We start from the raw sequence: 25,919 nt of genomic DNA, 5'->3' as shown, positions 1-25,919 counted from the left end.
TTCGGCACAGCAGGGTTCCGGTTTTCAGGCGTTCGCTTTTTTTTCACTTCCCTCTCGACAGCATGATTTTTTTCAGGTTATTTTCTAAACATGCCACATCGGTGGCAGCGTCGCTCGGACGGTCCGGGCGCTAACGTTAATCTGAGGAATCTATGGCTGAATTCAGTCCTGAACGCCGTTTTACGCGTATCGATCGTCTCCCCCCTTATGTTTTCAATATCACAGCTGAACTGAAAATGGCTGCGCGTCGGCGCGGCGAAGATATTATTGATTTCAGCATGGGTAACCCTGACGGCCCAACGCCACCGCATATCGTTGAGAAGCTCTGCACGGTTGCCCAGCGTCCGGATACGCACGGCTACTCAACCTCTCGCGGTATTCCCAGGTTACGTCGCGCGATCTCGCGCTGGTATCAGGATCGCTATCAGGTTGATATCGATCCGGAAAGTGAAGCGATTGTCACCATCGGCTCGAAAGAGGGGCTGGCACATCTGATGCTGGCTACGCTGGATCATGGCGATACGGTACTGGTGCCTAATCCAAGCTATCCGATCCATATCTACGGCGCGGTGATTGCCGGCGCCCAGGTCCGCTCTGTGCCGCTGGTGGAAGGTGTCGATTTCTTTAACGAACTGGAACGTGCGATTCGCGAAAGTTATCCAAAACCGAAGATGATGATCCTCGGCTTCCCGTCGAACCCAACGGCGCAGTGCGTGGAGCTTGATTTCTTCGAGAAAGTTGTTGCGCTGGCTAAGCGTTATGACGTGCTGGTGGTTCACGATTTAGCCTATGCTGACATCGTCTATGACGGCTGGAAAGCCCCGTCGATTATGCAGGTCCCGGGCGCGCGTGACGTGGCGGTAGAGTTCTTTACCCTGTCGAAAAGCTACAACATGGCGGGCTGGCGTATTGGCTTTATGGTGGGTAACAAAACGCTGGTGAGCGCACTGGCGCGCATTAAGAGTTACCACGATTACGGCACCTTCACGCCGCTGCAGGTCGCGGCTATCGCTGCCCTGGAGGGCGACCAGCAGTGCGTTCACGAGATTGCCGCCCAGTATAAGCGCCGCCGTGACGTGCTGGTAAAAGGCTTGCATGAAGCGGGCTGGATGGTGGAAATGCCGAAGGCGTCTATGTACGTCTGGGCAAAAATTCCGGAACCGTACGCGGCGATGGGATCGCTGGAGTTTGCCAAAAAACTGCTCCAGGATGCAAAAGTGTGTGTCTCGCCTGGCATTGGATTCGGTGATTATGGCGACACCCATGTGCGATTTGCCCTGATTGAAAACAGCGACCGTATTCGTCAGGCGGTGAGGGGCATCAAGAGTATGTTCCGTGCCGATGGTCTTCTCACCTCAAAGAGCGTCGCAGAACATCCCGCATCGTCATGACATAAAAAAACAGGAGCCGATGGCTCCTGTTTTTTTGACTGCATGTTCTTCACTAAATCATCAGGGCAAAGGTTCCGGCCCAGACTAAAACAATCACCGAAATGCCCATAAAGAAATATTTCACGTTTCATCGCTCCGCGTATCTTGTGGTACGCATTTAAAAACAGAGTCCACCTGATTATAGAGAGCTGAAATCCGGTCAAAACGAAAATGAGAATTTTCCCGTTACGCCGCCGACTCCAGCTCAGAATTCTGTGCTTTCCTGTTGCCAGACGGCGCTAATGTACGCCTAAAAATGAAGGGTGACAAGAGGGATTTTTTTAAATAATTTCCGCTACTTACGAGTGTCGTGGAACGGCGACAGTTTGATTTCACAACGCAATAAATTCACTTTGAGCGACGCAATGAGTGACGGGTTTTCAGCGGGAAGACAGGTGATTGAAAAGGTTAGTTTCTTAGCGAAACTAACCTTCATGAAGAGCTTAAATATAGAGCGAGGCTTCGCCAAGAGGGCGTGTTTTGAAACGACGATGCATCCACAGATACTGCTCTGGAGCACGCATGATTTCAGTTTCGATGACTTTATTGATAAACGCTGCGGCTTCGCACTCGTTTTCCGGATAGTTAGCCATTTCAGGGGAGATGTGCAGACGGTAGCCTGATTTATCTGCTTTTCTCACCATCGTCACGGTCAGCATGGAGGCGCCCGATAATCGAGAAATGACAAAGGTACCGTTAGTCGTCGCAACGTCTTTCACCGCAAAGAAGGGGGCAAAGCTGCTGCCTTTACGTCCATAATCCTGATCGGGTGCAAACCAGACGGCCTCTCCTTTCTTGAGAGCGCCGACCATACCGCGCAGGTTATTACGACTGATCATCGCCTTATTGGAACGCATGCGGCCACGCGTTTGCACCCACTCCATCAGAGCGCTGTTGTGCGGTCTGTAAGTTGCCATCATTGGCTGACAAAGCCCCATCACGCGGCCACCCAACTCCAGCGACATAAAGTGAACGCCGACGACCATCACGCCGCGTTTTTGCATCTGCGCGCGTTTCAGATTATCCAGTCCTTCCACGTCAAACCACTTGCGGACACGCTCATCCGGCCAGAACCAGGCCATGCCCGTTTCAAGCAGCGCCATGCCGATAGACTTGAAGTTTTCAGCAATGAGTTTCTCGCGCTCTTCGGCATTGTACTGCGGAAAACAAAGCTCAATATTTTTACGCGCGATGGATTCGCGTCGTTTCAGGAAAACGCGGGAAGCGCTGCCCAGTTTCGACCCCAGCAAGCGCAGGACAGGGTATGGAAGTTGAACCAGCAGCCAGAGTACGCCAAGACCAAACCATGTAAACCAGTAACGCGGGTGTAAAAACGCGCGTTGAAATTTGGATTGAGACAAAATAGTAGAACCTATGTGAAGCCTGTAAAGGTAGCGCAGAGTTTGCGATACGACGTGCCGATAAGACCGTTCTTCAAGGTGATGGTTGCAGGCTTTACCGAACTTTACGGCGTTGCCTGGCCACTGCTGATTTGGGCGGGCGGCGTAATGTAGCACCGTTATACGATATGTACTATTACTCGTTTTTGATTAAAAAAGCGGCAGCTCAGGAGGTGCTTGATTTTACAGATTTTATCGACTTTCACATAGAAAGCGCCTTTCCTCCCCCAGCGGAACGCAGTAGCGTTAGCGTTCAGAAAGAAAGCGTAACGAAAAAAATGCGTCGTTGATTTTCGCCTAATTAAATATTTACGCGCTTATTTATCCCTTCATATAATACTTAAGAATTTTCTTTATGAAAATTCTTAAGTATTATTCATGCTGTCAATGGAGTGGTCGCCTTCTTTCCTCGTTTACGTTCCCCTTTTAATCGTGCCGCAATAAGATATTGCAGTTCTTTAGCGTTTTTTTTGCGTGGTGCTGTGATGCAAATCAAAACAAGATGTTTTTATTAACATCTCTCTGGCTGCAATCCCTTCTGCGATACAAATATTCGATTTGTGCGAAAAGAGCAGTTTCTTTTTCTAAGTTAATTAGGCAATTTGCGATAATGTATTAGAGGAAAATTCTTAAGAAAATTCTTGTTGTGGATAAATGATCTGTGTATTTGATTTTGTTTCGATCATTATTCTATTATTGCGCATCAAGAACGATACCGTGAAGTTGGCATAGCTAAACAAAGAGGGATGATTAAATGGCTGACAGTTTTCAGAATGAGGTGCCTAAGGCACGTATTAACCTGAAGCTTGACCTGCATACTGGCGGAGCAAGCAAGAAAATGGAATTACCCTTGAAATTGCTTGTTACAGGTGATTTCAGTAATGGACAGGAATCTGCACCAATATCAGAGCGTGAAAAAGTTAATATCAACAAAAATAATTTTGATAGCGTTCTTTCCGAATATTCCCCAAAAGTTAATCTGGCCGTTAAAAATACGCTGTCTGAAGATGGCGGTGAGGACAACATTCAGCTGACTTTCCAGAGCATGAAAGATTTCACGCCAGAGCAGGTGGCGGCCCAAATTCCACAGCTGAAGGCGATGCTGGCAATGCGCAACTTGCTCCGCGATCTGAAGGCCAACCTGCTGGATAACCAGACTTTCCGAAAAGAGCTGGAGAAAATCGTTCTTGACCAGACGCTTAGTGCTGAGTTGCGAAATGAGTTATCCGCGCTGGCTTCAAAAAAACCTTAATCATCATGCTGTTTTAACGGATTAATCAAGGAATGCTCATGTCTGTACAAAATAATACTGCTGGCGGGGAAAGCGTGGTGCTGGAACGCCCTGCTGTGGGTGGGGTATACGCTTCACTGTTTGAGAAAATCAATCTGAATCCAGTCTCCGAACTGAGTGCGCTGGATATCTGGCAAGATGCGCAGGCGATGTCGGATGCGACCGCTGACGAGCGTCTCACCGCAGGTATGCAGGTCTTTCTGGAATGCCTGACCAAGGCAGGCTCGAAGGTCGAAAAACTGGATAAAAGCCTGATCGATCACCATATCGCTGAGCTCGACTACCAGATAAGCCGCCAGCTGGACGCCGTTATGCACCATGAAGAGTTTCAGTCGGTTGAGAGCCTATGGCGCGGAGTGAAGTCGCTGATTGATAAAACAGATTTTCGCCAGAACGTAAAAATCGAGCTTCTGAGCATGTCTAAAGAAGAGCTGCGCCAGGACTTTGAAGACAGCCCGGAAGTCATCCAGAGTGGTTTGTATAAACACACCTACATTGATGAATATGATACCCCAGGCGGTGAGCCGATTGCGGCGTTGATTTCCGCTTATGAGTTCGATGCTTCAGCGCAGGATGTCGCTCTGCTGCGCAACATCTCAAAAGTATCTGCGGCTGCACATATGCCATTTATCGGCTCGGCAGGCCCGAAATTCTTCCTCAAGGAGTCAATGGAAGACGTCGCGGCGATTAAAGATATAGGTAACTATTTTGACCGCGCCGAGTATATCAAGTGGAAATCGTTCCGCGATACGGACGACGCTCGCTACATCGGTCTGGTGATGCCGCGCGTACTGGGACGTTTACCGTATGGCCCGGATACCGTTCCGGTTCGCAGTTTCAACTATGTAGAAGAAGTCAAAGGTCCGGATCACGACAAATACCTGTGGACGAATGCGTCGTTTGCCTTCGCTTCCAACATGGTGCGTAGCTTCATCAATAATGGCTGGTGTGTTCAAATTCGTGGCCCGCAGGCTGGCGGTGCGGTTCAGGATCTGCCTATCCATCTGTATGACTTGGGTACCGGCAATCAGGTAAAAATACCGAGCGAAGTGATGATCCCTGAAACGCGTGAATTCGAATTCGCGAATCTGGGCTTTATTCCGTTGTCCTACTACAAAAACCGCGACTACGCCTGCTTCTTCTCAGCAAACTCCACTCAGAAACCGGCGCTGTATGACACCGCTGATGCAACGGCCAACAGCCGTATCAATGCGCGTCTGCCGTACATCTTCCTGCTGTCGCGTATTGCCCACTACCTGAAGCTAATTCAGCGCGAGAACATCGGTACCACCAAGGATCGTCGACTACTGGAGCTGGAACTGAACACCTGGGTCCGCAGTCTGGTGACCGAAATGACCGACCCGGGCGACGAACTCCAGGCGTCTCATCCACTGCGTGATGCAAAAGTGGTGGTGGAAGATATTGAAGATAACCCAGGCTTCTTCCGCGTGAAATTGTATGCGATTCCACACTTCTAGGTGGAAGGGATGGACGTCAACCTGTCGCTGGTTTCCCAGATGCCGAAAGCGAAATCGTAATAACAGGCAGGAAGCCGATGAAAACGGAACAACCGTTATGGGGTAGGGGCATTATGGTCGCTCCCCAGCATTTTCAGCAACAGGTCGCTTATGCGGCCTGGTCTGCCGAGTGTATTGCCCGGCTGGGCCTCTCCTGCCCGTGGGGGGTTATAAATGCTACCTTCGAGCCGGAAGCTCTCAGGCTTGGACGTCTGCAGGCCCGTCATCTGCATGTCCGTTTTCAGGACGGTACGCTGATTGATACAAACAATGCTGATTCGCTGCCTCCGGTACTGTCGCTTGAAAGCGAATCGCAGGAGGTGACGGTGGTGCTGGCGCTCCCGCTACTGCGGGCGAACGGCGGCAACTGCCTGAAACCCGATGAGGTGGCCGAGCGTCCGGTGCGATATCGTCAGCGCTGGCGGGATGTACGCAATACCTTTGGGGAAGACACTCGTCAGATTGCCGTGATGCAGCCGGAACTGACGCTGCGTTTTGCGCATCAGAACAACAGCGATTATCTGACTTGTCCGGTCGCCCGCCTGCAGCAGGACTCACAGGGGATGTGGTTACTGGATGAGACGTTTCTCCCTCCGTTGTTGACCCTCCAGGGCAGCCGTTGGCTGGTAACTCAGCTGGAACAGCTGATGACCCAACTGCGGGCCCGACTGTGCCGTCTGATGGCAATGCGGCGTGAAAGCAATGAGCGTATGGCAGACTTCGCCGTGGCTGATGTATCACTGTTCTGGCTGCTAAATGCGCTGAACAGCGCCGAGCCCGTGCTCGGACAGTTTCAGCGATACCCGCAAAGCCCACCGGAGCGTCTATATCCGGAACTTTCTCGCCTGGCGGGGAGCCTGCTGACCTTCTCCCTGGAGCATCAGGTGAGCGCCATTCCGGCCTGGCATCATGAGCAACTCAATGCAGTGTTTCCACCGCTGTTTGACTTGCTTGGCGATCTGCTTGAAGCCAGCCTGCCGTCACGGGTGGTGGCCCTGGCACTCGACTATGACCCACGGCTGCACTTCTGGCAGGCTCGCCTGCATGACCCGCGTCTGCGCGAAGGGGCGGATTATTACCTCTCAGTGCGTTCACCGATGCCGGTGGCACAGCTGCAGGAACAGTTCCCACGTCAGTGTAAGGTCGGCAGCCCTGACCATGTCAGGAGTATCGTCAATTCATCACGGGTGGGGGTGCCCCTGGTGCCACTGCGCCATGTGCCGGCTGCCATTCCGCTTCGCCTGGAAAATCAGTATTTCAGTCTCGATCTCTCCCATCCTCTGGCGACTGAAATGCTCCAGAGTGGGACATGTATGTTTTACGTCCCGGGCATGCTCGGCGAGCCTGAACTTGAACTCTTTGCGGTATTGAGAACATGAGTGAACGTAAACACGGCGCGGTCGTGTCTGTTGATATTGACGCACTGCTGCAGGATACCTGGCTTCAGGTCATCAGCCTTCGCTATGGCCCGCAGTTTCAGGAAGGCGAAGGTCGGGTCTTGTGGGAACGCTGTATCGCTGATGTGGAACGCGTTCAGCGTGAACTGAAAGCGAGTGAACTCGATGAAGCCAGCTGTAAGCATATCCTCACTGCACAATGTGCATTGCTTGATGAGGCGGTCAAAGGGCGCGGTGTAGAGGATGATGCCTGTGTGCAGTGGTATGACATTCCTCTGCAGGGACACTTCCTCGGCACAATGGACGCGGGTGACACTTTGTGTGACAGGATGCGCGATATGCTTCGTGAACCTGCACCAGACAATGCCGTACTGACCTGTTTCCAGCGTGTAATGATGCTCGGATTTCTGGGAAACTTTCGCTCGCTGAACGATCCAGAACGCCAGAAGCTGGTCAGCGCCCTCAATGAACGTGTTATGCCGTTCAGCTATCCGCAGACTCACCCTGTTCTGGCAGAAAGCCGCACGGGGCGCGGGGCGGGTGGCTGGCTGGCGTCATGGCCCGCGCGCATAGGCCTGAGCGTGATTGTTCTTGCTGCACTCTGGTGGGGACTGGATCGCTGGCTCGATCAGATGCTGCTGACCCTGTTGCCGGGAGTCGCAAAATGAGTCCTGTACAACAGCGCGTTCTTGCGCTGTGGGCCGCCCTGCTGAGTGCCGTGGTCTGTCTGGCTTTTCTGCCTGTATCCCGGCTGGCTTCAGTGCTCGTTTTGCTGGCGATGTTCGGGGTTATCGTCGCGTTCTGGTATATCGCCAGATTTCGTAGGGAGCATGACGTCACCCTGCATCTGGATGACCTTCCTGAAACCACTTACCGTCAACCCGTGGTGCTGGTTTGTGGCGATATGCCTCTGACCTGGCCGCAACAGTCACCGGTACTGATGGTCACGCAGGGATGCTGGATCCGCGTTGAGGACCATCAGGATCTGGAACATGTAGCCCGTCAGATTCTGTGGCAGCGTCCGGACTGGGGGCGTCAGCTGTCGGTGATGGTCAGTGTCTGCCCGCAGAAACACGTCGACAGCGAAGCCCTGACAAGTCGTCTGCTGGCTCTGCGCTGGCAAATCAGCCAGTTGCGTAAAGAAACGGGACATTCTGTGCCATTGATTCTGAATGGTCAGATCGGCAGTGGGATGACGGATGACATGCTCTGGCAGGCCGCTATTCCGGATGAAGGGTGCACTGTCTGGCGTGAGTCGAATGCGCCTTGTTCGATCGCCGCGTGGGTCACCACTGGTGGTGCGCCTGTGATGCAGCAGCAGGTGCTGATGAATAGTCTGATGAGTTGGTTCCATCAGCATGTCCAGGCGGTATTCATCGATGAGAATCCTGATGTTCCGGCCATTGCACCTGCAGCGTTGCTGTGGGGAATGGGGCCGATTCTTGCCGGAAGCCTTGCGTCCTCTGCCTGGACGGCGTGGTTATCGCGTCATACTGCCATGCAGCAGGTAGCCGGCTGGCAACCGGTAGGGACGGACAGTACGGTGATATCACCCTTCCCGGATTTCATCCTCCCGCTGTTACCGGAAGGAAGTGGACTTACTCCCCGGACCCGCATCTGGCGCTGCGCCCTTGGTCTTTTCACCCTGGCGGCCATCGCCGCGCTGCTCAGCAGTGGCTGGAACAATCGCCAGCTACTGCATCGCGTGAGCTTCGATATAGCCCGTTACGATAGCCTCTCCATCGATGATTATGGCCCGAAGGCTACCGCCGTTGCGGTCCTTCGCGAGAATGCGGCGCTGCTGGACGACTATGCACGTAACGGTGTAACGGCCCGGTTGGGTCTGGGGCTTTATCAGGGAGAACGTTTACGGATGCCCCTTCTGGACGCGATCCGCTCGTATGTGCCGCCGCCTCCTAAACCGCAGCCAGCACCAAAACCGGTTCCGAAAATAGTAAGGCTGGACAGTATGTCGCTGTTCGATACCGGCAAGTTCGTGCTGAAAGCCGGCTCTACCAAAATGCTGGTGAATTCACTGGTTGGCATTAAAGCGAAGCCGGGCTGGCTGATTGTCGTGTCAGGGCATACCGATAACACCGGCAATCCGCAACTGAACCAGGCGCTGTCTCTGAAGCGTGCCGAAGCGGTGCGCGGCTGGATGCGTGACACCGGCGACGTACCCGAAAGCTGTTTTGCGGTGCAGGGCTATGGCGAAAGTCGCCCTGTCGCAACCAACGACACCCCGGAAGGGCGTGCGCTTAACCGCCGTGTCGAAATAAGTCTGGTACCGCAGGCGAACGCCTGTCAGATACCCGGCAAACACCCGGCGTCATCGCAGGATGATGGCGCTTCACTACACAATGGAGAGTAATTCCATGGCAATTCCTGTTTATCTTTGGCTGAAGGACGACGGCGGCGCGGACATCAAAGGGTCTGTTGACGTTCAGGATCGTGAAGGCAGCATCGAAGTGGTCGCTCAGGAACATAATCTGTACATCCCGACCGACAACAACACCGGCAAGCTGACCGGCACCCGCATCCACACGCCGTTCCTGTTCACGAAGGAAATCGATTCCTCCAGCCCGTACCTGTACAAGGCGGTGACCACCGGTCAGACCCTGAAATCCGCTGAATTCAAGTGGTACAAAATCAACGACGCGGGTCAGGAAGTGGAGTACTTCAACACCAAACTGGAAAACGTGAAGGTAGTGAAAGTGAATCCTGAAATGTATGACATCAAGGATCCTTCTAAAGAGAAGCACAACCACCTTGAGCGCGTTGAACTGCGTTACGAAAAAATCACCTGGACCTACAAAGACGGCAACATCATTCATTCCGATTCCTGGAACGAACGCGCCACGGCGTAATCCTGATGCGGGCAGGTTTTCCTGTCCGCAGTTTTTTGCTGAGTGCCTGAGATGCGGGCACTCAGCAAAGAAAAAAATCTGCCTGCCTGACCTTATGCGCTTTGGTGAACAGCGAGGGGCGGTAGCGTGTCCAGGAACCGACAAAGAGAGAATCTCATGGAAAATCCAGCCATCCTGTTACGTCGTCTGAACCCTTACTGTGCCCGAGCGATGGAAGGCGCAGCTTCGCTCTGTCAGACCCGTGCACATGCTGAAATTCTGCCGGAGCACTGGCTGCTTAAGCTGCTGGAGCAGGGGGAAGGTGACCTGACGGTGCTGGCGCGTCGCTATGAATGGGATATGGATGGCATCTGGCAGGATCTGCTCGGCTGGCTCGACAGACAACCTCGCTCCGTGCGCCATCGGCCCCAGCTCTCAGAGGACATCCAGACTCTGATGCAGCAAGCTTGGCTACTGGCCTCACTCCATGGCGAAGAGCACATTCGCAGCGTCCATCTGCTGATGGCCCTGGTGGAAAAACCGAAACTGGCACGTTGTGACGGCCTTTGGCCGTTGTTAACGCTTGGTCAGAGCCAATTGGAGCGCCTGCGACCTTTGCTGGATGCGCAATCGGATGAACGTCCGGAAATGCAGCGCGAAGCCGAGCTGGCACAGAACCACGGTGGTGAGGTGGAGTTTGTCGGGCGTCCGGCTGGCGTGGAAATGAAAGAGGGGGAGCTGAGCCCTGCGCTGCAGAACACGCTTGATAAATTCACCCTCGATGTCACCGCCAAAGCGAAGGAAGGGAAGATCGATCCGGTGTTTGGCCGCGACACAGAAATCCGTCAGATGGTGGATATCCTCTCTCGTCGCCGCAAAAACAACCCGATTCTGGTCGGCGAGCCGGGCGTGGGGAAAACCGCACTGGTTGAAGGTCTGGCATTGCGTATTGCCGAGGGTAATGTGCCTGAATCCCTGAAAGCGGTCACTCTGCGTACCCTTGACCTGGGCCTGCTGCAGGCCGGTGCAGGCGTGAAAGGCGAGTTCGAACAGCGGCTGAAAAACGTCATTGATGCGGTGCAGCAATCCCCGTCCCCGGTCCTGCTATTTATTGATGAAGCGCATACCATCATCGGCGCGGGCAACCAGGCGGGGGGCGCCGATGCAGCGAACCTGCTGAAACCGGCGCTGGCGCGTGGCGAACTACGCACCATTGCGGCCACCACCTGGTCTGAATACAAACAATACTTCGAGCGCGACGCGGCCCTGGAGCGTCGTTTCCAGATGGTAAAAGTCGATGAGCCTGACGATGACACCGCCTGCCTGATGCTCCGTGGTCTGAAATCCCGTTACGCCGAGCACCATAACGTGCACATTACCGACGATGCGGTGCGCGCTGCTGTTACGCTTTCCCGTCGCTACCTCACGGGCCGCCAGTTGCCGGATAAGGCGGTTGATCTGCTCGACACCGCCGCAGCGCGCGTCCGCATGAGCCTCGACACGGTACCGGAACAGCTGACCTGCATTCGCTCGCAGATTACTTCTCTTGAAATGGAGAAGCAGGCGCTGCTGGAAGATATTGCTGTCGGCAATCAGAGCCATGGTGAACGCCTGACCGTCATTGAGCAGGAAGAGAACGCTCTTATCGTTGCTCTCGACGAGCTTGAAACGCAGTACGGGCAGGAACTGAAACTCACCGAACAACTGCTGGAAAGCCGCCAGGATATCTCCCGTCAGAGCGAGACGCACATGCTGCAGCAGGAACTGAACGGCATGCAGCACAGCAACCCACTGCTCTCTCTGGATGTGGATGTACGCACCGTTGCCAACGTGATTGCTGACTGGACAGGCGTTCCGCTGTCATCGCTGATGAAAGATGAGCAGACCGAACTGCTGCTCCTGGAAAATGAAATGGGTAAACGTGTGGTCGGGCAGGATGTAGCGCTTGAGGCCATCGCCCAGCGTCTGCGTGCGGCAAAAACGGGTCTCACCTCCGAGAATGGCCCGCAGGGCGTATTCCTGCTGGTGGGACCGAGCGGGGTGGGGAAAACCGAAACCGCGCTTGCGCTGGCCGATGTCATGTACGGCGGTGAGAAGTCACTCATTACGATTAACCTCTCCGAATACCAGGAGCCGCATACGGTTTCCCAACTGAAGGGCTCACCTCCGGGTTACGTCGGTTATGGCCAGGGAGGGATCCTGACCGAAGCCGTGCGCAAGCGCCCGTATAGTGTGGTTTTGCTCGATGAAGTCGAAAAAGCCCACCGCGACGTGATGAACCTGTTCTATCAGGTCTTTGATCGCGGCTTTATGCGCGACGGCGAAGGACGTGAAATCGACTTCCGCAACACCGTTATTCTGATGACCTCGAATCTCGGCAGCGACCACCTGATGCAGCTGCTTGACGAACAGCCGGAGGCCACAGAAGGCGATCTTCACGAGCTGCTGCGTCCGATACTGCGCGATCACTTCCAGCCGGCGCTGCTGGCCCGCTTCCAGACGGTGATTTATCGCCCGCTGGCGGAAGCGGCGATGCGAACCATCGTGGAGATGAAGCTGTCACAGGTCAGCAAGCGCCTGCATCGACACTACGGCCTGAGCACGCACATTGATGAAAGTCTTTATGACGCGCTGACTTCAGCCTGCCTGCTGCCGGACACCGGTGCGCGTAACGTCGACAGCCTGCTCAATCAGCAAATTCTGCCGGTGCTCAGTCAGCAACTGTTGACCCATATGGCCGCAAAACTGAAACCACAGTCATTACGTTTTAGCTGGAGTGAGGAAGAGGGGATCGGGCTGGAATTTGATGTGAAACAGGGAGTGGACGCATGAGTAATAATCCTCCGTTAAGATTCAGCCATAACCACCACCTGCTGGCGGTGAAAGGATGTGAGTCCGCGCTCGACGTGCTGGCGTTTGAAGGCGATGAAGCCCTGAGCACGCCGTTCCGCTACCGTATTGAATTCACCAGCAGTGACCACGCCATCAGCAAAGAGATGATGCTGATGAAGCCCGGTACGCTGACGCTGCAGGCCCCGGTAGACCAGGGTTACGGCATTAAAGTGCAGCAGGCCGTGCGCACCCTTCAGGGCGTGGTGACCGGTTTTGAACGCCTCAGCACGTCAACAGATGAAACCCGCTACGCCCTGACGCTCCGGCCACGTCTGGCGCTGCTCGACCGCTCGCACCAGAACGCCATTTACCAGGACATGTCGGTTCCGCAAATCGTGGAAAAAATCCTGCGCGAGCGCCACGGTATGCGCGGCCAGGATTTTCTGTTCTCGCTGTCAAAAGAATACCCGCGTCGTGAGCAGGTGATGCAGTACGGTGAGGATGACCTGCACTTTATTACTCGTCTGCTGGGTGAGGTCGGTATCTGGTTTCGCTTCACCACCGACACGCGCCTCAACATTGACGTGGTGGAGTTTTACGACAGCCAGCAGGGGTATGAAAAAGGTCTGACGCTGCCGTCGGTACCGCCATCGGGCCAGCATTCAAAAGGCGTGGATTCAGTCTGGGGGATGGAGAGCCATCACAACGTGGTGCAGAAGCAGGTCAGCACCCGGGACTACAACTACCGTCAGGCCGCGCAGGACATGAACACCCTGGTGGATGCGACCCGCGGGGATGTCACCACGTACGGTGATGCCTATCACTGGGCGGATAACTACCTGACGCCGGGCAGCCCGCATGACCGCAATCCGGCCCCGGAGTCCGGGGCGTTTTATGCCCGCCTTCGTCACGAACGCTACCTGAATGGTCAGACCCGGACGCAGGGCGTCACCAGCTGTCCGACCCTCTCGCCGGGTATGCGGCTGAAAGTCACCGGCGGGTATGAAGTGGCCGATGTGTTTGCGCAGGGCGTGGTCATCACGATGATGCACACGTATGCCCGCCGTGATAAGGACTTTGCGGTTGATTTTGACGGCATTCCGGACAGCACCGATTTTGGTTTCCGCCCGGAACCTGGGGCACGCCCGGTGATGGCCGGTACGCTCCCGGCCCGCGTCACCAGCACCACCGAGAACGACACCTACGGGCATATCGATAAGGACGGTCGTTACCGCGTCAGCATGCTGTTTGACCGTGACAGCCGGGAAACCGGGTTCGAGAGCCTGTGGGTGCGCCAGTCCCGCCCATACGCAGGGGACACCTACGGTCTGCACCTGCCGCTGCTGGCGGGCACCGAAGTGGCGATTGGTTTTGAGGACGGTAACCCGGACCGGCCGTACATTGCCGGCGTGCTGCACGACTCGGCACACGGCGACCACGTCACCATCCGCAACTACAAACGCAACGTCCTGCGTACCCCTGCGAACAACAAAATCCGCCTCGATGACGAGCGCGGGAAAGAGCACATCAAGGTGTCGACGGAGTACGGCGGGAAGAGTCAGCTGAACCTGGGGCACCTGGTTGATAGTAAGAAGCAGAAGCGGGGCGAGGGGTTTGAGCTTCGCACGGATAGCTGGGGGGCGATACGTGCGCAGAAGGGGATGTTTATCAGCGCTGACGGTCAGGCGAAGGCGCAGGGGCAGGTGCTGGATATGGCACCTGCAATCAGCCTCCTGAAAGGGGCGCTGAATCAGATAACAGAATGGGGCAGTATTACCCAGACCCACCATAACTTTTCACCGGACGCAGATTCACTGAGAGAGTTTGTTAACGGTGCCAGTAACCTGAAAGAAGCGGCTTTATTGATGTCTGCCCCGAATGGTATAGCAGCCGTTACGCCTGAAACCACGCTCATGCACAGCGGGAAAGGTCTTTACCTGCAGAGCCTGGGCGAGGTCAATATTGCAACTGCGCAGCGCCACTCTGTAAATGCCAGTAAAGCGATTTCTCTACTTTCACAGCAGGAAGGGATTCGGGTGGTCTCGGCGAAGGGACCACTTGAAGTAGAATCACACGCAGACACACTCTCCCTTACGTCACTGAAAGACGTTACGGTTCAGTCAACCCAGGGCCACCTGCAGCTTACTGCAAAGAACGGGATCACTATTGCATGTGGTGGTGCTTACATCCAGTTGACACCTCAGGGAGAGATTAGGGTTCATGGCCCAGGCCTGTTAAGCCTTAAAGGGCAGCACAACATGGAAGGGCCTGCGAGTCAGGATTTCCCTTTGCCTGAATTACCCTCTTCGGTCTGCAAAGATTGTCTGAAACGAGCGCAAGAAATTGCTCAAGGTTTTGTTCCAAGGGAGATGTAAAAGTGGATTTCGTTTCTCCGTGGATGGACAAAATTAGAACAACCTGCCAGCGTGCCGAGATAGACCATGTTGATGTGATTATCGATCAGTGTGCTGTTAATTTCTCTGTCCTGCCCGCACTTACTACTTTCAGTAACCCTGTGATGTGGCAGTCGCTATATCAAGGGCTACCTGAGGATATTTATCCTGAGGATGCGCCTGTACTGGTTCGGGTGGATCTATCGGACGCCGAACATGTTCAGTGGCTACATAACCTTGCAGCAGAAATGATGGAATCGGCTCCCCTGCTGATATGCGGTTCTTGCTGGTCGTTTGAACAGCTTGCTGATTGGCTCAGGGATTGTGTTGATGCGCAACATGAAGGCCGGGAGGGGATTTTCCGTTTCTGGGATACCCGTATTTTTCCTTTCTTGTTCAGCCACATTCTTGATGTCGAGCAGCAAAAGCAACTTCTGAAACCGATTTTATTCTGGACCTGGCTGGATGGTGATAATCAGCCCTCCATTCAATTGGGGAGTGGTGAAATTCCTGATTCTGATGAACCGGTGATACAAATCGAATTTACCGATAGCCAGTTTGAAAAACTAATGTGTGTCAGTGATACGAGTCAGTTTCTGAGCTACGAAAGTGTGCCAGAAGGGATGTTCACTAGTCGGCAAGCCGAATTTACAGCCTGTTATGAGGCGATGCTGACCGCAACAGAGCAGAGAATTGTTTTTGATGATAAGCGCAATGACTGGGTTATGGCGCAGGTTATTTCAAATAACTCTGTTACCTGATTAATCCCTCACAAGGAGTGTCAAATGAAATCTCCCTTTCTCTTGTTAGTCGCAGCGGTATTGCTGTTAACGGGCTGTAACCAGCCTGCTGAATCTGAATCAGTCAGCGGGGGGGGCGGAACCATCGAGGCGATCAACCATACCCACTGGGCCATCAACCACTTTAGTGTCAACGGGCAGTCCGGTGTCGATATTATCGGCCCGTGGCAGGGAGGAGGCGGTGCTGGTTACTTTGGTGTGCCTCCAAAATGGGAACCGGGAATGACGGTAAAAATTGAGTGGGAAACAGGCGTTGGGTATTCAATGGATTTTCCTGGTTTCGGGGATGATAAAAAAGTCCTTGAATGGGAAAAAAAAATAAAATCTCAGAAGCGAGAGCATAGCGAAATTGTTCCCGTTCCTGATTATAACGGCCAGAAAACCTGTGGCATCAAAATACACTTCCTTCCGTGCGATAAGGTAAAAGTGACAACCAGTTGTTACGATTACGGCAATCCGAATTACCCGATTAAGGATCCGATAAAGATGGAAGAACCCAAAGTATGTCCAAAATAAATTCAGGACTGTCACGGCATGCTTAGCCTCTGGTGACAAAGGGCTGGGATCGGAACCTGTATTCTCTCATTATCCCCTAAACAAAGGAGTGTTAAATGAAATCTCCCTTTCTCTCTTTAGTTGCAGCGGTATTGCTGTTAACGGGCTGTAATCAGCCTGCGGAAACTGACTCGGTCAGCGGTGGGGGTGGAACCATTGAGGCCATCAACCATACCCACTGGGCTATCAACCACTTTAGTGTCAACGGGCAGTCCGGTGTCGATATTATTGGCCCATGGCAGGGAGGAGGCGGTGCGGGTTATTTTGGTGTCCCTTCAAAATGGGAACCGGGAATGACGGTAAAAATTGAGTGGGAGACAGGCGAAGCATCTACAGATGACTTCCCTGGTTTTGGAGATGATAAAAAAGTTCTTGAGTGGGAAAAAAAATAAAAGCAAGTCATAAAGAACACAACGCAATAGTACCTGTTCCTGATTATAACGGCCAAAAAACCTGTGGAATAAAAATACATTTCCTTCCGTGCGATAAAGTAAAAGTCACAACCAGTTGTTACGATTACGGCAATCCGAATTACCCGATTAAGGATCCGATTAAGATGGAGGAGCCTGAAGTATGTCCAAAATAAATCCAGACTTAACATGGTATCCACCTCACTTTCCAAAACAAGGGCGTTTACCAACAGATGCAGTAACAACGAAGCGAAACTGTAAACAGCAGGATAGCCATGAGCTGACATACCGGAATAAGCTTTGCCAGGCCGCAGGTAAACTCGTTGAGCCGCCTTGCTGTAAAACGCTGCATATCAGCTTATTTTTTGATGGTACAGGGAATAACCTTAATAACGATCTGTATATTTCCAGCCCTAAGCATCCAACAAATATTGCCCGTTTGTTTCGCGCAACGATCGGTCAGGGTTATGCCGGTGGCGTTCAGGGGCATACTGAAGAGCTGGTTGATTTAGCAGGAACTTCAAACAACAAATATTATAAATATTATATCCCGGGTGTCGGAACGCCTTTTCCTGAAGTTAATGACCTTGATTACAGTATGCCAGGTCTGGCTTTAGCGACTTACGGCGAAGAGCGAGTAAACTGGGGTCTATTGCGAATTATTGATGCTCTCAGGAGAACATCGGGTTTAACTGAGATTTCTGATGCCGAGTGTTATGCTGCCGTCAACAGAATGACATCAAATCTGGGATCGGACGGGCCAGACAGGCGTTATACCGTTTTTAATGAACTTTTAAAGGCAGCAAATCTTGCACCTAAACTGAAACAGGCAGTCATACAACCAGAACCCGGGAAACCTAAGCTATTAGGCATTAAGCTATATGTCTATGGTTTCTCCCGCGGTGCAGCAAGTGCGCGAGCGTTTGTGAACTGGCTATCTGAGTTGCTGCCAGGGGGCAGGAGAAAGGGAAGTAAACCTGAGCTTTGTCTGAAGTCGGGTGACGTAAAAATCCCCTTAAGTATTGAATTTCTTGGCCTGCTCGACACTGTGGCATCCGTCGGCATTGCAAATATTGCACCCTTCGCAGAAGGGCATATGGGCTGGGCTGATGACACCATGGAATTACCGGATAATGGGCTGATCAAAAAATGCACTCACCTCGTTTCATCCCACGAACAAAGACTTTGTTTCCCGCTGGATTCAATTTGCCGCAGCGACGGAACTTACCCAAGTTATGCTACGGAAGTGGTTTATCCTGGAATGCACTCCGATATTGGTGGGGGATATCCCCCGGGAGATCAAGGAAAAGCAGTAGGTCATAATGATAGTAATTTACTTTCGCAAATAGCTTTACATGATATGTATGCATCAGCTTTTGAAGCTGGAGCACCATTAAAAGTATCGCCCCAATCGTTACCTAAAGAGCTTTTACCTCAATTATGGCGAGCAATGCCACCAGAATTGCAATTGGAGTTTTTCGTTTCTGAAGTGTTAGTGGAAAGATTCAATGCTTGGCGCGAGCTTACTCTTAATTTATCTTCAGATGGTGCTGAAAGTTCTACTGATGCGCTCCAATTCAACCCCATACGTGCAAGCTCGAATATAATTAACTCCCTTGAAGATCAACTCGGCTGGATTACGGCCTGGCGTATCGGGCGATATGCAAATGGTGCTTATAAATCTCAGGGGTTTTACAAATCGTCAGGTGCCGAGTGGCAAAATAAAGACTCAGACCCGGCCACTCTGGCTGCATCTAAGGCTGAGCAAGAACGGAAACAAAAAGAGGTGGAGGATGCGCGCCTGAGAGCAATCGTGGATAATAGGTTTCAAAATAAAAAGTTCATTCCATTACCTCCTGGCCCAAAAGATTTTGACCCGGCTATCGCTCAGGTTCAGCTAAGACAGGCGGCAGAAGAATTCAATGCCGATTACCAGTCTAAGCCACGCCCCGTTACGGGGAACTGGAAATATACGGTTTCTCAGCAATTATCTAATGTGATGTATGCCTTCAGTGAGAATGATTTCTCTGTTGAGTATGATCGCATCAAAAGCTCAGGTGACAGTAAATTTAACACACTGTTTCCTAAACAATCTGCTGGAGAACCCGCTCAATCGCCAGACAGTCTGGTCAGATCGTTATTTGACGATCAGGTTCATGACTCACGCGCCTGGTTCATGCAGGCAACCTTTGGTGACAGAGAACCCTGGGGAAGTTATTTCCTTTATCGGATGATTTATTTTGGTGAGTTGATGAGTAAAAATGTCTCATTGATCGCTAAATATGGTAGGTTTGTTGAAGGTCAACTTAAATCAGCGATAAAAGGGGCCAGTCTTACATTTAACAACACGACTATCACCAATAATATATCGGATGAAATCACATCGGGTATTAAACAAATGATTTCTATCACCCCTGCTTCGGCAATTACTCCTGAAATCATTAAGGCAGAATCTACTATTCAACCTGCAATGACAAATGGAATTGCGCCATTGGGCAGTCAGACACGTAAAGCTTTAGAGGCCGCGAAACTGGCCGAAACCAAAGCTGATATTCTCAAAATGTGGTGATGGTTCATTGTTTTATCCTGGTTAATTCAAGTAAGGAATGTTGATGAAACATATTATCAGGCAGGGTGACACGCTTAAGGAGTATGGTGGTTCAGTTATTGGCGGCCACTATCTTTATTTTGGTAAAGGTATTGCAGTGAAAGGTGATGCTGTGAAATGTAATAAGCATGGGATGACAACCATTGCTGAAGGCAGTTCTCTGACAAAAGTTGACGGGCAGCCCGCGGCATTACATGGTCATCGCTGCGCCTGTGGTTGTACGCTGGTGAGTTCCAACCCCGATTGTCGGATTGCGCAGTGAGGGCGATTCCAACATTTCCTCGCTATCGGCTTGCGAAACCGCCGGTTGCAAAACGCTGGCTAGGGGTAATAGCTGCTCTGGTTTTGCTCTCTGGCCTCATCGCGGCCATGGTAAGACAATCCGCCGATGCCAATGCCAGTATCATTCTGATTAGCATGGTTGGAATGGTATTACTCGGTGGTATTTTCTGGTTTGTACGTACGATATTCTTTCGTCTTTCAGTTCATCATTCACATACCTGGGATCGCGAAGCAGAAAATGTGCGCAGGCATTGGTGGGAAATCCATCGGCGTCAGTTTGCTCTGAAAGATATTGTCCTGATTGGCCCGGCAGGCGCTGAACTTTATGACTGGCTGCGTGTGATTAAGCGAGAGCATCAGGCTCCATCATTCAGGCAGGAATCCATGGGGAAATCGTTGCGTATTGCCAGAAGTTTCTCTTCTGATCCCATTGAACGCGAGAAACAACTGGCTCAAATGCTGGTATTGCAATGGAAAAGGCAACGAGGGAAGGAATTTTTAGTTTCTCCTGAGAAATATTTCTGGCTGGGGAGCCCGGAAGCCTGGCAAGCCTTTGTGGCTCAGCTCATTGAGAGTTTTCCTGGAATTACCCCCCCTGAATTACCTGAGTTATGGCAAGGGGAGAAAACATTATCCTTACTGGCTAATGTTCTTGCGGACAATAAACAGCAGGCTAATTTTTTGATTGCCGGGTGCCAGTCTTTGTCTCCGACTTCTGACTCCACTCGTCCTGCTGGTGAATGCGCAGTACTGTGGCTGGCTGGAAGCCAGGGGGACGTCACATTATCCCGCGGTGAATTTTTTGACCCTTCTGATAGTGAATCTCTGCAGCACGTTGCCTTGCGAGCTGAAAAACAAAGTGAACTTCATGAGTCGCCTGAACGGTGCATTCTCTTCTCACACCCGGAGCAACCTCAACTCGCCGCTTGTGGCTGGAATGTGACCCACAATATCCAGGATGATTACTGGGGTGATCCTGGAAAGCTTGATGCGCTGGTTGTGATATCGCTCGCTGCAATTACCGCTAAGAGTGAAACAAAACCCTGCGGCTGGATAGCGTCAGACCCCTTTCATACCTTAGCACTTGGGATCGTAAAACCACATGGAAACAGATAAGGACAAAAACCAGACCCAGGAAATTTCTGCCGGGATCACTGTACTGCTTATTGTTGTGGCAGTAACGCTGGTGATCATGCTGGGGGGATTTGCATACTGGTTTATTGCCGGAGAGCGTTCGACGGAATGGTCAGTTATTTCCCCAATCCTGCTTGTGTGCAGCCTCCTCTGGGTCACACTTGCCTGTGTGATCGCACTGGCGTTCCTTGCCGTTCATTTTTGGATCATCAGCCGGGTTAAACGAACAACAGCAATCACGCAGCAAAAAGAAGACAAAAAGAAGAATAAGGAAAGGTGCCTGACGCTCGCCAGCGACATTGGCACTGTGCTGCGTAAACGTTATCACCTCTTCTGGCGCCGTAACGTCCGCCTGCTGCTGATTACCGGTGATGAAACGGCAATCGAACAGCTGGTTCCTGGTCTGCAGGAAAACCAGTGGCTTGAAGGCAATCGTACCGTACTGATTTATGGCGGCAGTCTGGCTTCTGAGCCCGATCGCGAAAAATACACCGCGCTGCGTAAACTTCGCCGGGGACGTCCACTGGACGGGGTTATCCGGGTCATACCTCCAGCATTTAACCTGACACCGCAGATAAGTGACAACGATTTACGCGGGCTGGAAAAAATCAGCGAACTGCTGCGTTATTCCGCACCGGTATGGTTATGGCAACTGCGCGACAGTAAATGGTCGCAGGCTAAGCGTATTGAGCAGGTGGTGGGGGCTCATTTCCCGCTGCGCGCTAAAGAAAGCGACATTATCGGTCAGCTTGAACTGATGCTGCCGGCATTGCGGACGCAGGGGGTGAACCAGGTCGCTGAGAACAACCGTCACGATTTCCTGCTACGTCTGGGCCAGCATCTCAAAGACGGCGGCATTGCCCGTTGGGCTCAGCAACTGACGCCATGGCTCTTTGTCTCTCAGCAGCGTGTTCCGCTGCGTGGCCTGATATTTAGCTGCCTGCCGGACAAAAAATCTACTGACGCAGAGTGCTCTATCGCGTCTGTACAGCGCCATGCCCTTGCCCTGCCCGCAACATGGCAGGGTATCGTTGATGACTGCATCCGTGTGCGTGGCCGCCGTGTCGGTATGGCCTGGGAACAGACGCTGGCCAGGACGCTGATGACCATCATCGGTATCTGGGGAGCGGGTACACTGCTGTCGTTCGCGGTCAACCGCATGCAGATAGTCTCTGTTGCCGGGCAGGCGCATGCGCTGGTGGAGCATCCTTCCGTATCGGATTACCAGCTCACGGCTCTGCATACCCTGCGTAATGACGCTGGCCGCCTGCAGCAACGTATTAAGGATGGAGCGCCCTGGTACCAGCGCTTCGGTCTGGACCATAACCAGCAGCTGCTCGATGCGTTGCTGCCCTGGTACGGCGTGGCAAACAACCGCCTGATACGCGACCCGGCGAATCAGGCGCTGACACAAAAACTCAGCGCATTGGCAAACTCTGCTCCCAACAGCGACCAGCGTGCACAGCTGGCGAAGCCGGGTTATGACCAGCTTAAAGCCTGGCTGATGATGGCCCGCCCGGATAAGGTTGATGGGGCATTCTACGTACAGACCCTGAAAACCGTGCAGCCAACGCGGTTGGGCATTTCAACCGGCCTGTGGCAAAGCCTGACGCCGGATTTGTGGGCCTTTTACATCAACGAACTGCCTGAGCAGCCACAGTGGAAAATCACACCGGATGCGCAGCTGGTCAGCCAGAGTCGACAGGTGCTGCTGCAGCAAATCGGGCGTCGTAATGCTGAAAGCACACTGTATGAAAATATGCTCAAGTCAGTGCGTCGTAACTTCGCCGATGTCTCCCTGGAGGATATGACCAGCGGTACCGATGCGCGTCGTCTGTTCACTACCGACGAAGTGGTGCCGGGCATGTTTACCCGCCAGGCCTGGGAAGGGGGCATTCAGCAGGCCATTGAGAAGGCGGCAACGTCGCGCCGCGATGAAATTGACTGGGTGCTGAGTGACAGCCGGAAAGCCGTTTCCTCTGACCTGTCGCCGGAAGCACTGAAAGCGCGTTTGACGCAACGCTACTTCACCGACTTTGCCGGCAGCTGGCTGAGCTTCCTTAACAGCCTGCGACTTAATCCGGCAAACAACATTGCGGACGTTACCGATCAGCTGACGCTGATGAGCGATGTCCGCCAGTCGCCACTGATTGCCCTGATGAATACCCTCGCCTGGCAGGGTCAGACAGGCCAGCAAAGCGAAGGTCTTTCGGACTCCCTCATCAAATCGGCCAAAGAGCTGGTTGGTGGAAAAGACAAACCCGCAATTGACCAGTCAGCGACAGGTCCCCAGGGACCACTGGATGAAACTTTCGGTCCGCTGCTTCAGCTTTTGGGTAAAAACACGGGCAGCAACGTCATGTCGGCGGATAACTCCCTGAGTCTGCAGACGTATCTGACCCGCATCACCCGCGTGCGTCTGCGGCTGCAGCAGGTGGCCAGCGCTTCTGACCCGCAGGCAATGATGCAGACCCTGGCGCAGACCGTATTCCAGGGCAAAAGCGTGGACCTCACCGACACTCAGCAATACGGCAGCCTGATTTCGGCAAGTCTTGGCGAGGAGTGGAGCGGATTTGGCAGCACAATGTTTGTGCAGCCGCTGACCCAGGCCTGGGAGACCGTGCTTCAGCCGTCGGCAGCCAGTCTGAATGACAAATGGAGCCGTTCGGTTGTCGCGAACTGGCAAACTGCCTTTGACGGTCGTTTCCCGTTTGCTGCCAGCAAAAGTGATGCCTCTTTACCGATGCTGGCTGAATTTGTGCGTAAGGACAGCGGACGGATAGAGCGCTTCCTGTCGACAGAGCTCAACGGCGTGCTGCACAAAGAGGGCAGCCAGTGGGTACCGGATAAGGTCAACAGCCAGGGACTCAACTTTAACCCGGCCTTCCTGCGGGCCATAAACCAGCTGAGCCAGCTGTCAGACATTCTGTTCACCGATGGCAGCCAGGGCATCAGCTTTGAGCTGCAGGCGCGGCCTGTGCCGCAGGTGGTGGAGACACAGCTAACCATTGATGGACAAAAGCTGCATTACTTCAACCAGATGGCCGACTGGCAAAGCTTCCGCTGGCCGGGAGAGACTTACAAGCCGGGAACGATGCTGACATGGACCACGGTCAACGCCGGTGCGCGCCTGTTCGGGGATTACAGCGGGACCTGGGGCTTTATCCGCTGGCTGGACTTGAGCAAGCGTCAGCAACTGGACCGCAGCCAGTGGATGATGAGTTTTACCGCACCGGACGGTCGCACCCTGCAGTGGGTGCTGCGCTCACAACTTGGAAAAGGCCCGCTGGCGCTGTTGGATCTGCGTGGTTTCACTCTGCCGGATCACATATTCAGTGTCGACAGCGCGGCCACCGCTCAGGCGCTGATGGCTAATACGGAAAACAATGACATGGAGGGCGTCGAATAATGAGCACATTGCAGAATTTGGTTACCGCCTGTCAGGCTGACGATGCTCAACTGCGTGAACAGGCGCAGGCGCGCACGAATAACTGGCAGCCCTGGCTTGCTCCGGTAAGCGTAGCCAGTCCGACAGGGGAAGACCCGGGATATGACGATGATTTTCAGCGTATCCGCGAAGAGGTTAATAAGCTCTCCGGGATTGATACCGAACTGATATGCACACTTGCTGAAAAATTACTGACCACCACAGCCAAAGACATCCGTATTGCGACCTATTACTGCTGGGCGCGTCTTCACCAGGATGGCGAAGCCGGCTTTGCCGAAGGGCTTGAATTGCTGGCGGGATTACTGCAGCGCTACGGCATGCAGCTTCACCCGCAGCGGGACCGAAGCCGCAAGGCTGCACTGGAATGGCTCGCCGGTAGCCGTGTCCTGGACAGTCTGTCACTGTTCCCGGAGGTCATCCGCGAGGATGCACAGCGTACAGCCGGGGCCTTGCTGCTCATCAGTACCCGTCTGGAGACCGAGCCGGAAGCATCGCGGCCAGAGCTGAATGCCCTGTACAGCGGGCTGGAGTCTCGCCTGATGAAGGCCGGTGGTGTGGATGCCGTGGTACCGCAGAACGCAGGGAGTAAGGCGCAGTCACAGCCCTTTACGCATGCGACCGAGTCAGATGCGCCGGTTCTGAACCGCATCACCTCCGGTCAGGATTTGCTGGCCCAGGCCCGTATCCTGACGGGATATCTGCGCGAGCAGCCCGATGGCTGGTTAGCCGCACACCGGCTGATGAAAAGCCTGCGCCATGACACGCTGAGAGCGATCCCTGCACCGGATGCCGAAGGGAAAACGCGTATCGAACCACCGCGGGCTGACCAGCGGGCCATGCTTAAACGGTTGTACCTGCAGCAGAGCTGGCTGGAGATACTGGAGCAGGCGGACAGCACCTTCTCGCGTGGCGCTAATCACCTCTGGCTGGATTTGCAGTGGTATATCCACCAGGCTCTGGTGAAATTGGGGCACGATGTGCTGGCCGATATCATCATCGCTGACCTGAAAGGGCTGTTGCGGCGCCTTACCGGACTTGAAACGCTGGCCTTTAACGACGGTACGCCGTTTGCCGATGAGGTCACGCTCAACTGGATAAATCAGAGCGTGCTCGACGATATGCCCGGCTGGCGGGATGAGCCGGGCAGTGCTGTTGGTGAGACAGATAACGATATCCTGCTCCTCGAACCGGAAGCGCTGGATAAAGCGGACACTGACGGTCTGGATGCCACACTTCACTGGCTCCAGACACGTCCGGGTAACGACTCTACAAAAGACAAATGGCTGCTGCGCCTGCTGATGGCCCGCATAGCCGAGCAAAAGGGTAAAAATGAGCTGGCCCTGCATCTGCTGGGTGAACTCGATAGCGCCGCACGGTCAATCACCCTCACGCAGTGGACACCGGCGCTGTTATTTGAAGTGAAATCCCGTCGCCTCAGACTGCTACGCATGAAAGCTACACGCAGTGAAACCGATAAGTCACGCCTTCAGCCTGAGATGGACCAGCTTCTGGCCGGTCTGATTGCGCTCGACCCGGCAAGCAGTGCGGTGCTTTGCGGATGAAAACGCCTGGCTAC

Annotated in this window: 19 protein-coding genes and 1 pseudogene; 18 read left to right on the top strand and 2 right to left on the bottom strand. The window is 53.3% G+C overall.

Annotated features, from left to right (window positions below; all coding sequences use genetic code 11):
• Nucleotides 1-152: 152 nt before the first annotated feature.
• Nucleotides 153-1,391 carry an alanine transaminase gene (gene alaC / locus KGP22_RS15935; RefSeq protein WP_023308710.1) on the top strand — a complete coding sequence of 413 codons (1,239 nt, stop codon included), beginning with the start codon at nucleotides 153-155 and terminating at the stop codon, nucleotides 1,389-1,391.
• 52 nt (nucleotides 1,392-1,443) lie between these two features.
• Here alaC and ypdK read toward each other — a convergent pair whose 3' ends face one another.
• Together ypdK and lpxP are read right to left on the bottom strand one after the other, a co-directional pair.
• The gene (ypdK, locus tag KGP22_RS15930) at nucleotides 1,444-1,515 is read right to left on the bottom strand and encodes a membrane protein YpdK (RefSeq protein ID WP_099458937.1); all 72 of its coding nucleotides are present in this window, start codon (nucleotides 1,513-1,515) and stop codon (nucleotides 1,444-1,446) included.
• A 358-nt stretch (nucleotides 1,516-1,873) separates the two neighbouring features.
• Nucleotides 1,874-2,794, bottom strand: coding sequence for a kdo(2)-lipid IV(A) palmitoleoyltransferase (lpxP, locus tag KGP22_RS15925; RefSeq protein WP_024907634.1), 921 nt, complete (start codon nucleotides 2,792-2,794; stop codon nucleotides 1,874-1,876).
• A gap of 12 nt (nucleotides 2,795-2,806) precedes the next feature.
• On the opposite strand from lpxP, the gene KGP22_RS15920 reads away from it, so the two are divergent.
• From KGP22_RS15920 to tssA, 17 genes and pseudogenes are all read left to right on the top strand, one after another.
• A complete protein-coding gene (locus KGP22_RS15920; protein ID WP_159427010.1) occupies nucleotides 2,807-2,944 on the top strand; it encodes a hypothetical protein in 138 nt (45 codons plus the stop codon).
• A gap of 640 nt (nucleotides 2,945-3,584) precedes the next feature.
• The gene (tssB, locus tag KGP22_RS15915) at nucleotides 3,585-4,082 is read left to right on the top strand and encodes a type VI secretion system contractile sheath small subunit (protein ID WP_111965220.1); all 498 of its coding nucleotides are present in this window, start codon (nucleotides 3,585-3,587) and stop codon (nucleotides 4,080-4,082) included.
• Between the two features lie 32 nt (nucleotides 4,083-4,114).
• The gene (gene tssC / locus KGP22_RS15910; protein ID WP_223580123.1) at nucleotides 4,115-5,599 is read left to right on the top strand and encodes a type VI secretion system contractile sheath large subunit; all 1,485 of its coding nucleotides are present in this window, start codon (nucleotides 4,115-4,117) and stop codon (nucleotides 5,597-5,599) included.
• A gap of 77 nt (nucleotides 5,600-5,676) precedes the next feature.
• Nucleotides 5,677-7,017, top strand: a complete 1,341-nt coding sequence (gene tssK, locus KGP22_RS15905) for a type VI secretion system baseplate subunit TssK (protein WP_136195525.1) — start codon at nucleotides 5,677-5,679, stop codon at nucleotides 7,015-7,017.
• On the top strand, nucleotides 7,014-7,703 hold the full coding sequence (gene tssL, locus KGP22_RS15900) for a type VI secretion system protein TssL, short form (RefSeq protein ID WP_223580121.1): 690 nt from the start codon (nucleotides 7,014-7,016) through the stop codon (nucleotides 7,701-7,703). Before tssK ends, tssL begins: the two co-directional genes overlap by 4 nt.
• The gene (locus tag KGP22_RS15895; protein WP_223580119.1) at nucleotides 7,700-9,406 is read left to right on the top strand and encodes an OmpA family protein; all 1,707 of its coding nucleotides are present in this window, start codon (nucleotides 7,700-7,702) and stop codon (nucleotides 9,404-9,406) included. The genes tssL and KGP22_RS15895 overlap by 4 nt, the downstream gene beginning before the upstream one ends.
• Before the next feature lie 4 nt (nucleotides 9,407-9,410).
• A complete protein-coding gene (gene hcp / locus KGP22_RS15890) occupies nucleotides 9,411-9,902 on the top strand; it encodes a type VI secretion system effector Hcp (protein WP_023325816.1) in 492 nt (163 codons plus the stop codon).
• A gap of 156 nt (nucleotides 9,903-10,058) precedes the next feature.
• Nucleotides 10,059-12,713 (top strand): type VI secretion system ATPase TssH, encoded by a 2,655-nt coding sequence (gene tssH, locus KGP22_RS15885; protein WP_223580117.1) that lies wholly within the window; start codon nucleotides 10,059-10,061, stop codon nucleotides 12,711-12,713.
• The gene (vgrG, locus tag KGP22_RS15880) at nucleotides 12,710-15,088 is read left to right on the top strand and encodes a type VI secretion system Vgr family protein (protein WP_223580115.1); all 2,379 of its coding nucleotides are present in this window, start codon (nucleotides 12,710-12,712) and stop codon (nucleotides 15,086-15,088) included. The genes tssH and vgrG overlap by 4 nt, the downstream gene beginning before the upstream one ends.
• Nucleotides 15,089-15,090: 2 nt before the next feature.
• Nucleotides 15,091-15,867 (top strand): DUF4123 domain-containing protein, encoded by a 777-nt coding sequence (locus KGP22_RS15875; protein ID WP_223580113.1) that lies wholly within the window; start codon nucleotides 15,091-15,093, stop codon nucleotides 15,865-15,867.
• A 24-nt stretch (nucleotides 15,868-15,891) separates the two neighbouring features.
• Nucleotides 15,892-16,422: a DUF3304 domain-containing protein gene (locus KGP22_RS15870; protein WP_223580111.1), complete on the top strand. Its 531-nt coding sequence runs from the start codon at nucleotides 15,892-15,894 to the stop codon at nucleotides 16,420-16,422.
• A 95-nt stretch (nucleotides 16,423-16,517) separates the two neighbouring features.
• A pseudogene (locus KGP22_RS15865) lies at nucleotides 16,518-17,047 on the top strand (DUF3304 domain-containing protein).
• Nucleotides 17,035-19,440, top strand: coding sequence for a DUF2235 domain-containing protein (locus KGP22_RS15860; RefSeq protein ID WP_223580109.1), 2,406 nt, complete (start codon nucleotides 17,035-17,037; stop codon nucleotides 19,438-19,440). The pseudogene KGP22_RS15865 and the gene KGP22_RS15860 overlap by 13 nt, the downstream one beginning before the upstream one ends.
• A 43-nt stretch (nucleotides 19,441-19,483) precedes the next feature.
• Entirely contained in the window at nucleotides 19,484-19,741 is a 258-nt protein-coding gene (locus KGP22_RS15855) for a PAAR domain-containing protein (RefSeq protein WP_111965231.1), read from the top strand.
• Nucleotides 19,738-20,877 (top strand): hypothetical protein, encoded by a 1,140-nt coding sequence (locus KGP22_RS15850; RefSeq protein ID WP_223580107.1) that lies wholly within the window; start codon nucleotides 19,738-19,740, stop codon nucleotides 20,875-20,877. Before KGP22_RS15855 ends, KGP22_RS15850 begins: the two co-directional genes overlap by 4 nt.
• Nucleotides 20,864-24,304, top strand: coding sequence for an ImcF-related family protein (locus KGP22_RS15845; protein WP_223580105.1), 3,441 nt, complete (start codon nucleotides 20,864-20,866; stop codon nucleotides 24,302-24,304). The genes KGP22_RS15850 and KGP22_RS15845 overlap by 14 nt, the downstream gene beginning before the upstream one ends.
• The gene (gene tssA / locus KGP22_RS15840; RefSeq protein WP_223580103.1) at nucleotides 24,304-25,905 is read left to right on the top strand and encodes a type VI secretion system protein TssA; all 1,602 of its coding nucleotides are present in this window, start codon (nucleotides 24,304-24,306) and stop codon (nucleotides 25,903-25,905) included. The genes KGP22_RS15845 and tssA overlap by 1 nt, the downstream gene beginning before the upstream one ends.
• Nucleotides 25,906-25,919 lie beyond the last annotated feature (14 nt).

Origin of the sequence: Enterobacter sp. JBIWA005, assembly GCF_019968805.1 — a bacterium.
Lineage (GTDB): Bacteria > Pseudomonadota > Gammaproteobacteria > Enterobacterales > Enterobacteriaceae > Enterobacter > Enterobacter vonholyi.
This window is presented reverse-complemented; position numbering and strand designations above follow the sequence as displayed.